The 13,871-nt window shown below is 69.4% G+C and carries 10 protein-coding genes; 4 read left to right on the top strand and 6 right to left on the bottom strand.

The genetic code is table 11. The features are described from left to right. Window positions 1-8: 8 nt before the first annotated feature. From JOD63_RS17065 to JOD63_RS17055, 3 genes are all read left to right on the top strand, one after another. Window positions 9-1,796 (top strand): ABC transporter ATP-binding protein, encoded by a 1,788-nt coding sequence (locus JOD63_RS17065; protein ID WP_045274220.1) that lies wholly within the window; start codon window positions 9-11, stop codon window positions 1,794-1,796. A gap of 145 nt (window positions 1,797-1,941) precedes the next feature. After that, window positions 1,942-3,024: a Gfo/Idh/MocA family protein gene (locus tag JOD63_RS17060; protein WP_045274228.1), complete on the top strand. Its 1,083-nt coding sequence runs from the start codon at window positions 1,942-1,944 to the stop codon at window positions 3,022-3,024. Next, window positions 3,021-4,040, top strand: a complete 1,020-nt coding sequence (locus tag JOD63_RS17055; RefSeq protein WP_084613306.1) for a family 43 glycosylhydrolase — start codon at window positions 3,021-3,023, stop codon at window positions 4,038-4,040. Before JOD63_RS17060 ends, JOD63_RS17055 begins: the two co-directional genes overlap by 4 nt. A 228-nt stretch (window positions 4,041-4,268) precedes the next feature. Here JOD63_RS17055 and JOD63_RS17050 read toward each other — a convergent pair whose 3' ends face one another. From JOD63_RS17050 to JOD63_RS17025, 6 genes are all read right to left on the bottom strand, one after another. Further along, on the bottom strand, window positions 4,269-6,908 hold the full coding sequence (locus JOD63_RS17050) for an exo-rhamnogalacturonan lyase family protein (protein ID WP_245617923.1): 2,640 nt from the start codon (window positions 6,906-6,908) through the stop codon (window positions 4,269-4,271). After that, window positions 6,905-7,552, bottom strand: a complete 648-nt coding sequence (locus tag JOD63_RS17045) for a DUF1961 family protein (RefSeq protein ID WP_045274219.1) — start codon at window positions 7,550-7,552, stop codon at window positions 6,905-6,907. Before JOD63_RS17045 ends, JOD63_RS17050 begins: the two co-directional genes overlap by 4 nt. After that, window positions 7,549-8,430: a carbohydrate ABC transporter permease gene (locus JOD63_RS17040; protein ID WP_045274218.1), complete on the bottom strand. Its 882-nt coding sequence runs from the start codon at window positions 8,428-8,430 to the stop codon at window positions 7,549-7,551. The genes JOD63_RS17045 and JOD63_RS17040 overlap by 4 nt, the downstream gene beginning before the upstream one ends. Continuing rightward, the gene (locus JOD63_RS17035; RefSeq protein WP_045274217.1) at window positions 8,430-9,395 is read right to left on the bottom strand and encodes an ABC transporter permease; all 966 of its coding nucleotides are present in this window, start codon (window positions 9,393-9,395) and stop codon (window positions 8,430-8,432) included. Before JOD63_RS17035 ends, JOD63_RS17040 begins: the two co-directional genes overlap by 1 nt. A gap of 64 nt (window positions 9,396-9,459) precedes the next feature. Continuing rightward, a complete protein-coding gene (locus JOD63_RS17030; protein WP_045274216.1) occupies window positions 9,460-10,986 on the bottom strand; it encodes an extracellular solute-binding protein in 1,527 nt (508 codons plus the stop codon). A gap of 59 nt (window positions 10,987-11,045) precedes the next feature. Further along, window positions 11,046-11,690, bottom strand: coding sequence for a DUF624 domain-containing protein (locus JOD63_RS17025; RefSeq protein ID WP_045274215.1), 645 nt, complete (start codon window positions 11,688-11,690; stop codon window positions 11,046-11,048). A gap of 817 nt (window positions 11,691-12,507) precedes the next feature. Here JOD63_RS17025 and JOD63_RS17020 point away from each other — a divergent pair. Beyond that, window positions 12,508-13,809, top strand: coding sequence for an ABC transporter substrate-binding protein (locus JOD63_RS17020; RefSeq protein WP_045274036.1), 1,302 nt, complete (start codon window positions 12,508-12,510; stop codon window positions 13,807-13,809). Window positions 13,810-13,871 lie beyond the last annotated feature (62 nt).

Raw genomic sequence — 13,871 nt, 5'->3', positions numbered from 1 at the left:
ATAGCCGCATGACGCAGAAAGCGTTTACTGGTGCGATCCGCATCGTGAACATCACCCAGAACCCGCGCCCCGCCCGCGCCGTGCTGAAGCTGCTCGCGCGCCGCCCCGGACGCATGACGATCGCCATCCTCGCGTTCGCGTGCAAGGAGATCCCGCTGTGGTTCCTGCCGGTGGTGACGGCGCGCATCATCGACATCGTCGCCACCGGCGGTGAGGTCTCGACCGTGCTGATCTGGTTCTCGATCGCCGCCGTGCTGCTGGTGCAGAACTACCCGATGCACATCATCTACACGCGCAACTTCATGACGGTGGTGCGCGACACCGGCGCCGACCTGCGCAACGCCCTCGCCGCACGCCTGCAGAGCCTGTCGATCGGCTACCACACGCGGGTGAGCTCGTCGATCGTGCAGACCAAGGTCGTGCGCGACGTCGAGAACATCGAGCTGATGCTGCAGCAGATCACGCACCCCCTGCTGTCGTCGACCATGGTCATGATCGGCGCGATCTCGATGACGGCGATCACCGTGCCGCAGTTCCTGCCGGTGTACGCCCTCGCCGTGCCGATCGCGATCGGCATCCGCCATGGCCTCCGCAACCGTTCGCGCGAGCGCAACGAGGTGTTCCGCCGCGAGGTCGAGACCCTCTCGGCGCGCGTCGGCGAGATGGCGTCGCTCATCCCGGTCACGCGCGCGCATGGCCTCGAGCAGACCGCCGTCACCCGCGTGGCGACCGGCGCCGACGGCGTGCGCCGCGCGGGCCTGCGGCTCGACATGCTCAACGGCCACGTAGCGTCGATCTCGTGGGTCGCGATGCAGCTGCTGGGGGTCGGATGCCTCGTGCTCGCGGCCATCTTCTCGCTGACCGGCTTCCTGCCGATCACTCCCGGTGAGGTCGTGCTGCTGTCGACCTACTTCACCCTCCTCACCGGCGGACTCACCCAGCTGCTCATGCTCATCCCCGTCGGAGCGCGCGGGCTCGAGTCGGTGCGCTCCATCTCGGAGGTGCTGCAGGAGCCCGACCTCGAACTCAACGAGGGCAAGCGCGCGGTCGACAGCGTCGGCGGCCACCTCGAGCTCGACCACGTCTCGCACCGCTACCCCGAGGCCGATCGCGACGCGCTGCGCGACATCTCACTCGACATCCCCCCGGGCGAGACCGTCGCCTTCGTCGGCTCGAGCGGTTCGGGCAAGTCGACCATGCTCAACATCGTGCTCGGGTTCGTGCGCCCGTCGGCCGGGCGCATCCTGCTCGACGGCGTCGACATGCAGGAGCTGGATCTGCGGACGGTGCGCCGCTCGGTGTCGGTGGTTCCGCAGGAGTCGGTGCTCTTCGAGGGCACCATCCGCGAGAACATCGCCTACGGCCTCGACGACGTCTCGGATGAGCGCCTCCGCGCGGCTCTGCGCGATGCGAACGCCGCCGAGTTCGTCGACCGCCTCCCCGAAGGATGGGACACCGTGGTCGGCGAGCGCGGAGCGCGTCTGTCGGGCGGCCAGCGCCAGCGACTCGCCATCGCCCGGGCACTCGTGCGCGACCCGCGCATCCTGCTCCTCGACGAGGCGACCTCGGCGCTCGACCCCGAGTCGGAGCAGCTGGTGAAGGAGGCGCTCAACCGCCTCATGAAGGGCCGCACCACGCTCGTCGTCGCCCACCGACTGTCGACGATCCGGCAGGCCGACCGCATCGTCGTGCTCGAGCACGGCGAGATCGTCGAGGTCGGCTCGCACGACGCGCTCGTCCAGGCCGCGGGCCGGTATGCGCACCTGCACGCCACGCAGGCAGGCGTCCCGGGCTGAGCCGTCGCATCGTCGGCGGAGGGGCCGCGGGGTCGCGACGCGCGGAATCGCGGCAGAATCGGGATAGCGCTTTCCCTCGAATCGTTTTAGGCTGTGACGGATGCCGCCGGGACGCGGCATCCCGAACGTCGAAGGAGACCACCCGATGACCGACACGCTCCGCTGCGTCATCGTGGGGACCGGGGCCATCGCCCAGGCCCACGCCGATGCGATCGCCGCGTACCCGCACGCCGAACTGGTGGCCGTCACCGACCTCTCGCGCGAGTCCGCCGAACGCTTCGCCGCAGCCCACGGGGCGCCGGCCGTCTACGACGACCTCGATGAGCTGCTCGCGACGGCGAAGCCCGACGTCGTGCACGTGTGCACTCCCCCGGGCGCCCACCCCGCCCAGACGATCGCGGCCTTCGCCGCGGGCGCGCACGTGATCGTCGAGAAGCCCCCGGCACCGAGCCTCGACGAACTCGATCAGATGCGCAGCGCAGCCGCCGACGCGGGCAAGCAGCTCGCCGTCGTCTTCCAGCAGCGCACCGGCACCGCCGCCGCGCACGTGAAGCGCCTGCTCGACAGCGGTGCCTTCGGCAAGCCGCTCATCGCACAGTGCCAGACGCTGTGGTTCCGCGACCCCGCCTACTTCGCCGTGCCGTGGCGGGGTAAGTGGGAGACCGAGGGCGGCGGCCCCACCCTCGGTCACGCGATCCACCAGATCGACCTGCTCGCCTACCTCCTCGGCGACTGGGAGAGCGTGCAGGCGCAGCTGTGGCGTCTCGCGCGCGAGACCCAGACCGAGGACGCCTCGACGGCGACGGTGACCTTCGCGAACGGCGCGGTCGCCTCGGTGGTCACCAGCGCCGTGTCACCGCGGGAGGTGAGCGTGATCCGCATCGACACGGAGCGCGCCACGATCACGGTCGAGCACCTGTACGGCCACGGCCACGAGAACTGGCTGATCACTCCCGCGCCCGGGTTCGAAGACCAGGCGACGACGTGGGAGCTGCCGGGCGATGAGGAGCGCAGCGGCCACACGCCGCTCATCCGCGAGGTGTTCGATGCGCTTCTGAGTGGTGCGCCGCTGCCCCCGACGGCAGCCGACCCGGCCCGCTCCTTCGAGATCGTCGCAGCGATCTACGCCTCGGCGGCCGATGGCGGCGTGGTCACGGCGGAGCGTCTCGCGCAGCATCCGACCCACCGCCGCGGCTTCGCCAGCCCCGTCGCCGACCGTCGCGCATGACCGCACCGCTGATCGACGAGCCCGGAGACCAGGGTCACCCGGCGGCAGAGGGCGCGGCATCCGTCGACCCGTCCCGTCCCGCGCCCGGCCAGATCTACCGCGACCCCGTCTACGACGGCGCAACGGATCCGCGCGTGGTGCACGACGACCACACCGGGTGGTGGATGTTCTACACCCAGCGCCGGGCGACCCACCCCGACCCCGGAGCGGGCGTCGCGTGGGTGCACGGCAGCCGCATCGGCATCGCCCGCAGCGCCGACGGACTGCGCTGGACGTACGCGGGCACGCTCGAGCCCGACGCGTCGGGGCTGTCGCTGCGCGCGGGAGCGCCGCCCGCCGAGGTCGACGTCACGCACTGGGCACCCGAGGTGATCCACGACGGTGAGCGGTGGCGCATGTACCTCACCGAGATCGACGGCATCCCGACGCAGTGGGAGGGGCACGCCCGCACGATCGTCGAGTACACGTCGGACGACCTCGCGGTGTGGACCCGGCACGAGACTCTTCAGCTCGACAGTGACCGCGTGATCGACGCGAACGTCGCCCGGTGCCCCGACGGGCTGTGGCGCCTCTGGTACAAAGACGAGGCAGCGGGCTCGGTGACCAAGGTCGCGACATCCGCCGACCTCTCCGCGTGGCACGCGGACGGCACCGCGATCGACGGGCGCGGGCACGAGGGTCCGTCGGCCTTCGAGCTCGACGGCTGGTGGTGGATGATCACCGACGAATGGCGCGGCATGGCCGTGCACCGTTCGGCCGACGCCGTCACGTGGGAGCGTCAGGGCGGGGCGGATGCCGTGATCCTGGGCGAGAGCGGACCGATCGAGTCCGGCGTGCAGATCGGCCGGCACGGCGCGATCACGCAGGATGCCGGCGACACGCTCTTCTACTTCTTCACGCACCCGTGGTGGGACGGCAGTGAGCTCGCCGACGCCGACGACCGCGCGCACCGACCGACCGCCGTGCACGTCGCACGCCTGCGGGTCGACGACGGCGTGCTCATCGCCGACCGCTGACCCGGGCCGGCGGGCGCGGGTCCGCGGTCTGCCGGCTCAGCGACTCCCTCGCCCTGCCGGCCTCCGCAGTTCCACCCCCAGGAAGCGTGCCCCCAGCGCCCTTTTCTTGGGGGCGGAACCACACCGACCTCAGCTCGAGGCAAGGTTTCACCCCCAGGAATCGGGCGCCTCGGCCACAGATCCCGGGGGCGGAGCAACACTGCCCCCGCCCGAGCGTGGCAGCCGGCCTCACTCCGGCAGGCGGTGACCGATCAGCGCGAGGTTCTGGATCGCAGCGAGGCCGTACTGCGCGACGTCGTTGGTGCCGACGCTGGGCGCCTCGTCCACGGGGTTGAGCACGGCGGCGCCGTCGATGCGACGGAGCACGAAGTCGCTGCGGTGCACGAGCCACTCCCCGATCCCCTCGAACGCCTCCCACGCGTGATCGGCGAGCGCGTCGTCGCCGGTCGCCGCGGCAGCATAGGCGGTGAGGCGGCTGTGCGCCTGCTCGAGATGGATGCCGGTGAGCGGTTCGCCGACCGCGGCGATCTGCTCCTCGGGCGAGGCGAGGTAGAGCCGGCAGTAGTCGATCCACGCCTCACGGAACCCGGGCACGTCGACGAGCGAGATCAGCTCGCTCGCCACCTCGACCAGCCCGAACACGGCGCTGAGGTGCGACACCGACACCCGGTCTCGGGTCGTGTCGAAGCGGCCGCGGTCGATGTCGTACAGCGCCTCGCCGGTGAGGAAGCCCTGCGGAAGAGCGCCGATGTCGGCCATGGTGCCGAGCAGCCGGTCACGCGATCGCTCGTTGCCGGTGCGCTCCCAGTCGGCGAGCCAGGTCGCGGCAAGGGCGCCCCAGTCGGTGCCGAGGCCGACGGCGAGCGCACCGCGGTCGGGCCGGTAGGTCGCCGCATCCGGCCGCACCTTGCGGGTGGGGTCGGTGTCGAGGAACCGCGCGTCACTGTCGCGCAGCTCGGTGAGCAGGTCGCCGACCCGCTCATCGGCGGTGAGGTAGTGGAAGAACCGGCGGTAGATCGGGCTCGAGATGCGCAGCTGCTTGGCGCTGCACCCCCAGTGCTGCACGTTGTGGCGCGACCCGAGGCCCTGCCAGCGGCCGAGGTGGTACACGTCGACCTCGCCGGTGTGGCGGGTCATCGCCTCGGCGAGCCGGAAGACGTCGGCGCGACCGGTGCGCAGGTACGAGTACCAGAGCCACAGGTCGGGCGAGAGCTCGCTGTTGTCCCATGCGTAGCCGCCGACGTCGTAGCGCCACACGTGGCGGTCGCCGTCGTACGCGTGCATCACGTCGCCGTAGTTCCAGAAGCCGTACCAGCGCCGCTGGTCGATCTGGCCGAGGTAGAAGTCGAGGAGGAAGTCGATGCTGTCCTCGATCTCGGTGCGCGCCGCGGTCGACCGGTCCACCGGAGCCCAGTCGCCGAAGACGCCGGCGGCGTGGAGGTGCTCGGGGGTGGGCTGCAGCAGCGGCGGCCGCTGCACGGCGTCGACGGATGCCGCGACCTCGGCGATCGGCGGCGTGGCGGCATACGCGAACAGCGTGAGCTCGTGGGTGCGGGCGACGCCGTGGGCGTCGCCGAAGCCGGGCTCGTAGTCCTCGTAGGTGATCTCGAGCGCTTCGAGCTGAGTCGCGAAGTCGTCCTGCCCGAGACCATCGTGGTAGAACCGCATGTCCATCGGGCGCGCCTCGGGAGCGTGCAGCCATGCGGTGAGCTCGGCCCGGTCGCCGGTCATGCCGCGCAGGTCGAGCTGCCCCGGGTGTGACTGCCAGAACGACCGGATGCCGACGCCGAGGCCGCCGGTCGGATCGCTCACCGAGACGAAACCCTCGGCACGGGTTCCGGCGCCGGCGTCGATCCAGGCGTGCCCCGCCTTCGTCCGCTTGCGGAGCGAGTAGCCGTCGGCGCTCAGCTGGGTGAGGGTGAGGTCGGCCCACGACGGGATGAGCTCGAGCCTGTTCGACACCTCGGGGTTCCAGGTGTCGACCGGCGGGGTCTGCGCTCCCGCGATCTGGGCTGCGCGCACCTCGGCGCCGGGGTCGCGCCGCAGTCCGGTGAGGCCCCGCACCGCCTCGGAGAAGAAGCCGCCGTCGGCGCCGGCGACGCGCACATGGCGGTCGTGCAGCGCCGCGCGCAGCGGCACGTCGGCGCGCAGGCCGAGCCCGGCGAGGAAGTCGTGGTCGGCCTCGCCGTCCCAGACGACGGTGTGCACGACGCGCACCTCCGCCGAACCGGCCGCGACGACGAAGCGCAGGGTGAACGGAAGCCACTCGCGGCCGCCGGCCTCGTCGCGATGCACGCCTTCGACGCGCACGACCGCGCGGATCGGGCCGTCCTGCTCGACCTCGACGACCGTCGTCCGCGAGCGGAACGGACGCCGGGGCGCCGGGCCGCCGTCTTCGGGGATCTCCTCCTGCAGCAGGCTCACGAGGCGCAGGTCCTCCGCGACCACACGCCCGTCGCGCAGGATGCGCCGGGCCACGGTGTCGGCGCCGGCGTCCGCGGCGAACACGATCTCGGTCAGCCCGTTCGAGACCCCGATCTCGCCGCCGTCGCGGCGCACCACGACAGGAGCCTCGTGTCCGGCCGACGCGGGTGCCGCGGCATCCGTCACGGCGATCTCGTACCGGGTCGGCGCGGCGAGCGCGCCGACGGCGGCGCCCGCCCACTTCACCGAGCCGTCGGGCCAGGTGGCGAGGGTCCAGAACTGCGCAGGAACGTCGGCGCCCGCGCACTCGCGCAGCCGCAGCTGCGCCGGCGAGGCGACGGTGCCCCGCGGCAGCGGAACGCCCCAGGTCACACCACCCGAGAGCTGGGCGGGCGGGGTGTCATCGAGCCAGCGGAGCGGGACTGTCGCGTCGATCGCGGTCACAGCGAGTGAACCTCCAGGTTGCGGTAGCAGGCGACGAGGGGCGACATCTGGCGGAAGCCGATGCGGCCCTCGCGGACGCGCGGACCGGTCGACTCGTCGTCGGCCCAGGCGAAGAGGGGAAGGTCGTCGATGGCGAAGGAGACGTGCGCACCGTCTTTGACGACCTCGATCCGGTAGAACGCGTCGCGTGCGTCGACGACCGGAGGAAGGGGGTCCGCGCCCTGCGCGACCAGGTGGAACCCCGGCGACTTGCGCAGGTTGCAGGTGTGGAAGGCGCGCTCGTCCTCCCACCGGCGCCGGAAGTACGAGACGTGCAGCGTGCGGATGTCGCCCGAGTGGTACTGCGGATACGCCCCGTCGCGCGGGGCCGTATCGGCGTCGAAGATGCCGCCGCCGACGACGGATGCCGCGCCGAAGAACAGCATCGCCAGACCCGGCTCCCCGCGGGGCGAGAACTCCCACGTGACGCGGATGCGGTCGCCGAAGGTCTCGGGACACCAGAGCGTCCAGTGGTCGTCGGGCCCCCCGGCGCTCGAGAGGACGAGGCCGTCGTCGCCCTGCGCGGCCGACACCGGACCCTCCCCGATCCAGTCGGCGACGTCGGCCGCCGAGGCGAGCGGGTTCGCATAGCGCAGATCGCTCATCCCTTGACCGAGCCGATCAGCATGCCCTTCGCGAAGTGCTTCTGCAGGAACGGATAGAAGAGCACGATCGGCAGCGTCGCCACGATGATGACCGCGAACTTGATCCCCTGCGCGGGCGGCATCTGCGACGGGTCCTGCTCGACGATCGAGAGGTCGGTCGCGACGGTCACCTGTCGCAGGAACATCTGCAGCGTCCACATCGAGTTGTCGTTGAGGTAGAGCAGCGGCGACATGAAGTCGTTCCAGATGCCCACCGCGTAGAACAGCGCGAAGGTGGCGAGCACCGGCTTCGAGAGCGGCAGCACGATGCTCCACAGGGTCTGCAGCTCGTTCGCGCCGTCGATCTTCGCCGACTCCTCCAGCTCGTTCGGCAGCTGCTGGAAGAAGTTCTTGATGATGATCAGGCTGAACGGGTTGATCGCCATCGGCAGGATCAGCGCCCAGTAGTTGTTGAGCAGACCCAGATCCTTGACCACGAGGAATGTCGGGATCATGCCGCCCGAGAACACCATCGTGAAAACGATGAGCGAGAGGATCAGGCGCCCGCCGGGCAGGTTCGACTTGCTGAGCGGGTAGGCCATCGTCGCCGTGAGCATCAGCTGCACCACGGTGCCGACGGCCGTCACGGCGATCGTCGTGACCAGGGCGCGGACGAACGCGGGGCTGGTGAAGATCGCCTCGTACGCATCGAGCGAGAACGTCTCCGGCCACAGGAAGAACGACCGGGTGGCCAGCTCGGACTCGGTCGCGAACGATCCGGCGAGCACGAACACGAACGGGACGAGGGCGATGATGGCGATGCCGATCATCAGGACGACGTTGAAGACGTCGAAGACCCGTCCCGCAGGCGTGTTGAAGCGATACTTCTCGCGAGCCATCAGAAGATTCCCGTCTGGTTGAACCGGCGTGCGAGCCAGTTGGCGCCGAAGATGAGCACGACGCCGACGACAGCCTTGAACAGGCCGACCGCGGTCGAGTAGCTGTACGACCCCTGCGTGATGCCCATGAAGTAGACGTAGGTGTCGAACACGTCGGCCACCGAGCGGTTGAGCGAGTTGGTCATGAGGTAGATCTGCTCGAATCCGGTGTTGAGCACCTGGCCCATCTGCAGCACGAGCATCACGATGACCGTCGGCATGATCGACGGGAGCGTGATGTGCCACACCCGCTGGAAGCGGCCGGCGCCGTCGATGATGGCCGCCTCGTACTGGGCCTGATCGACGCCGGCGAGGGCGGCGAGGAAGATGATCGTGCCCCAGCCGGTGTTCTTCCAGATGTCCTGCAGCACGATGATCGGCCGGAACCAGGCCGGGTCGGCGAGGAAGTTGACGTCGGTGCCGAGGATGCCGTTGATCAGCTGGAACAGGGGCCCGACGTCGAGGGCGAACAGCAGGTAGGTGAGCGACGCGACCACGGTCCACGACAGGAAGTGGGGGATGTAGATGAGCGTCTGCACGGTGCGCTTGAGGATCATCAGGCGCATCTCGTTGAGCAGAAGCGCGACGATGATCGTCAGCGGGAAGGCGATGAGGAGACTCAGCAGCGCCAGGATCAGCGTGTTGGCCAGGAGCCGGGGGAAGTCCGGGCTCGAGAAGAAGTCCTCGAAGTGCTGGAAGCCGACCCACGGACTGTCGGAGATGCCGAGGAACGGCACGTAGTCCTTGAACGCGATGACCGCGCCGTACATCGGCCAGTAGCGGAACACGGCGAAGTACAGGATGCCGGGGACCAGCAGCAGGTACAGCCACTTGAACTGGGTGAAGTGCACGCGCACCCCGCGTCGCCGTCGCGACTTCTTCTCGACGGTCAGCGTCTCGGTCGCCGTGATGGCGGTGTCGAGCATTGCCATGGGAGGGCCTCTCGGTGGTGCCGGGGCGGCGGCTGCGCCGCCGCCCCGGCATTCGGGATCAGGAGTCGGCCGAGGCCAGCTCGTTGATCTCGGTGATGATGTCGTCGCCGCCGCTCGTGCGCCACAGCTCGACGGCAGCCTTCAGCGCGTCGAGATCGATCTGGCCGGCGATGTACTGGATGCGCGCATCCGCGACGATCGTGTCGAGCTGAGCGCCCTTCGAGACGTACGTCGGCGAGACGTACGGTGCGGACGGGTCGAACTCGGCCGACTCGGTGTCGGTCGCCTCGATCTCCTTGCGCTTGTCGTACATCTCCTGCTCGTAGTCGCTCGCCTGCTTGGGTAGGTACCCCTGGAAGCCGGTGACGTTCATGCCGAGCTGGGAGTAGCTCAGGACCGTGTCCTTGAGCGCCTGCGGCGCGTCGTCGATCGCGACGGCGAGATCGCCCTCGAGCTCGTAGGTGACGCCCTCGATGCCGTTGTTGAGGATCGGACCCGCCTCGGCCGAGTTCAGGTCGTTGAGCACCTCGAGCACCGCGCGCAGCTCGGCCTCGGTGCGCACCTTGGCCTTCGGGATCGCGAGGAAGCCGCTGTAGCCGGTCGTCGGCAGCGCGTGCAGCTCGCCGTCGGGGCCGGTGAGGTTGCCGGCCACGTCGACGTACTGGTCGAAGTTCTCGGGGTCGGACTCCTTGAACAGGTTGATCAGCACACCGGCGCGGGAGTGCACGTCGATGATGATTCCGCCCTTGCCGTTGAGGAACGGCTCGTTCCAGTTCGCCGAATCGAAGGTCGCGAAGTCGGCGTTGACCACGCCGTCCTCGACGAGCCCGCGCTCGTACTGCACGGCATCCAGCCACTCATCGGTGGTGAAGTTCGGGGTGAGCTCACCGTCGCGCTCGGTCCAGCGGTTGCCGGCGCCGTACCAGGTCTCCATGGCATCCCACGGGCTGTTGGTGCCGATCGTGCCGGGCCACTTCGGCACGATGATGCCGTAGGTGTCGTCCTGGCCGTTGCCGTCGGGGTCGTCCTCGGTGAACGCCTTCGCGATGGCCTGGAGGTCTTCGGTCGTCTCGGGCAGGTCGAGGCCGAGGTTGGCGAGCCAGTCCTTGCGGATGATGACCGCCTCGCGCATGACGTCGCGCGCGCGGTAGACGCCATACACCTTGCCGTTCACACTCGATGCCTTCTGCACCTCGGGGAATGTCGTGGCGAGGTTCTCGTAGTCGCCGAGGTAGTCGGTCAGGTCCCAGAAGGCGCCGGCTTCGGCGTTGCGCACGAAGCCGGGGTCCTTGCCCTGGATGACCATCACGTGGGGCAGGTCGTCGCCCGCGAGGGTGATGTTGACCTTGTCGCCGTACGACGAGTTGGGCACCCAGGTGATGTCGAGGTCGACGCCGACGACGTCTTCGACCGCCGTCTCGATCTCGTTGCCCTCCTCGGGCGCGTTGGTCACGAGATACGGCGCCATGATCTCGATCGTGTCGAGGTCTGCCGGCTCGGCGTCGCCGCCGGCCGAGCAGCCGGCGAGGGCGAGCGCGGTGACGGTGACGGCACCGATCCCGACGAGTGCTCTGCTGCGATTCATGAAGGAACTCCTTCGTTCTTTGGTGGGGGTTGGGGACGGACAGGTGGTGATGGGGCCGGTCAGCGACCGGATGCCTGCTCCTCCAGGCGCCGGTCGTTCGCGGCGAAGAAGCCGAGGCACATGACCGTGCTCGCGGTGATCCATGCTCCGGTCGACAGGAACGGCACGATGCCCGGCACGACCGCGCTCACGGCGACGACCGCGACCGCGGCGAGGACCAGCACGAAGACGTGCGGGAGGTTGCGCAGCATCCACCGGCTCGCGGTAACGAGGTAGGCGCGGCGCGGCAGGTCGTAGTGGGCGTACATCGGCACCGCGATCGCGGTGACCGTGGCCGCGACCGTCAGCGCGACGAGGCTGACGATGCCGAACGGCGAGCCGAGGCTTCCGCTCACCGCCATGCCGCCCACGCCGAGGCCGAGGAGCGCGACGACCGCGAAGCCGGGGCCGAGCGCGAGGTTCGCGTCGACGAAGCTGCGGCGCCACTCCCGCCAGAACGCTGGGACGGCGGGGAACACCTCGCCCCGCAGCCGCCGACGGGTGAGGGCGGATGCCGCCGCGGCGGCCGGGGCCGCGCCGAGGACGATCGCGCCGAGGAGGGTGAAGACGTACCAGAGCGCATTGACGACGAGGATCCAGAGCACCCAGTCGAACATCGCGTGCAGTCGGAGCGCCCACGTGGGCGAGGCCGTGCTGGTGCTCATCAGAATCTCCATCGATTACCTCAGCGGCGGCGCCGAGGGGAATGCGTTTTCCCGAGCGACCCTAACTCTGCGATTGAAACGAGTCAACTTCGCGGAGAGAACTCTCCTCGAACCCTCATGCCGACGTCGCACTCCTCAGGTCGCCGTGGGATCGCCGCCGTCGCCCACAACCCCGGCCTCGTTCGACCCCGCCGCTCTCCCCCTCCACTCCACCCCCAGATTCCGTCCCCGGCGCCCGCGATTCCTGGGGGCGGAACTCACCCGAACTGCCGCTCCGCCCCCAGAATTCGCTCCTGATTCCCACAAGTCCTGGGGGTGGAACACCGGGAGCCGCTCGCACCTGTTCCACCCCGGAATCCGCGCTCGGCAGCCACCATTCGCGGGGGCGGAGCTGATCGAGCCGAGGAACGCGACAGCGACGACAGCATGCGCGGCGGGCGACCGGGGCGGGCGGCCGGGGCAGCAGCACAACCACGACCGCTCGCAACCCCGGCCGCTCGCAATCCCGGCCGCTCGCAACCCCGGCCGCTCGCAACCCCGACCGCCGACGACGGCGGGCCACGAATCGCCGCGGGATCGGGCCTGATCCGGCATGCTGGACTGTGACCGCGCACAGTCCAGCATCCGCGGCGAGACCGGACCGTTACTGAATCGTTTAAATCTCTCTGTCCAAACTCTTGCGAAACGTTTTTATGTGCAGTACGTTTGCGGGCAAGCGCTTTCCACTCCAGCACCAAGGATGCGCCGAGACCGCACCAACAGACACCGAACGTCTTGCGCGGGAAGATCGAACACAGACGTTCATGAGAGGACAACGATGTTCAGCAAGAAGCGGGCATTCGCCGGAGTCGCACTCGCGACCGGCGCCGCCCTGGTCCTGGCCGGTTGCGCCGGAGGCGGCGACGCCCCCGAGGCTGACCCCACCTTCGACCCGGACGAAGAGGTCACGCTCGACCTCGCGTTCTGGGGCAACGACGTGCGCGCGGAGCTCTACGACGAGGCGATCGCCGCGTTCAACGAGGAATACCCCAACATCACCGTCAACGCCACCTTCCTGGACTTCCCCTCGTTCTGGGAGAAGCGTCAGACCGAGGCCGCCGGTGGCAACCTCCCCGACGTGATGCAGTTCGACTACTCGTACCTGCGTCAGTACTCCGAGAACAACCTGCTGCTCGACCTCGACCCGTACCTCGGCAACATCATCCAGACCGACCCGCTGCCCGAGAACATTCTCGGCATCGGCGTGGTCGGCGACACCACGTACGGCATCGCGACCTCGACCAACGCGTGGGGCCTGTTCACCAACCCGGTCCTGCTCGAGCAGGCCGGCGTCGAGGAGTTCCCCGGCGGCAGCTGGGACGACTACGCGGCATGGATGACCGAGGTCACCGAAGCCGGCGGCGGCGACATCTGGGGTGGCGGCGACTACACCGGACGCATCCAGAACTTCGAGCTGCAGCTGCGCTCGGAGGGCTCGTACCTCTTCAGCGAGGACGGCGAGCCGGGCTTCGACGAGGCTCGCCTCACCGAGTTCTGGGAGTCGCGCTCCGACATCCGCGAGGACGGCACGATCATTCCGCAGTCGCGCGTGGAGGAGCTCGTCCCCAAGGGCGGCTTCGACTCCGCGCTGACGGCGAGCGAGCTCACGTGGGACAACTTCGGCGCTGGCTACCTCGCCGGCCTCGGCGAGGGTTACACCGAGCTCGGCCTGATCGCTCCTCCGGTCACCGAAGAGGGCGCGAAGGATCTCTACCTGAAGCCGTCGATGCTCCACACCATCTCGGCCAAGACCGAGCACCCCGAAGCTGCCGCCACGCTGGTCGACTTCCTCGTGAATTCGCCCGAGTCGGGTGAGATCTTCGGCACCAACCGCGGCCTCCCCGCCTCGGAGACCGCCCTGGCCGCTGCCGAGCTCGACCCGCTGAGCCAGCAGGTCAAGGACTACGAGGCGTCGATCGCCGACCGTCTGGGCGACGCGCCGCCCGTGCCGATCGTCGGCTACGGCACGCTCGAGGAGAAGTTCCGCCAGATCGGTGTGGAGCTCGCCTTCGGCACCATCACCGTCGAGGACGCGGTCTCGCAGTTCTTCTCCGAGATGGACGTCGTCCTGACCTCGTGAGAGCCTTCCGGGTCCGGTCGCCTCGCGGCCGGACCCGGAACACCATTCCAACCACCACAATC

It is taken from the genome of Microbacterium terrae, assembly GCF_017831975.1.
In the GTDB taxonomy this organism is placed as follows: Bacteria; Actinomycetota; Actinomycetes; order Actinomycetales; family Microbacteriaceae; genus Microbacterium; species Microbacterium terrae.
Note: the sequence above shows the minus strand (reverse complement) of the source record. Positions and strands in the feature narration are given on the sequence as shown.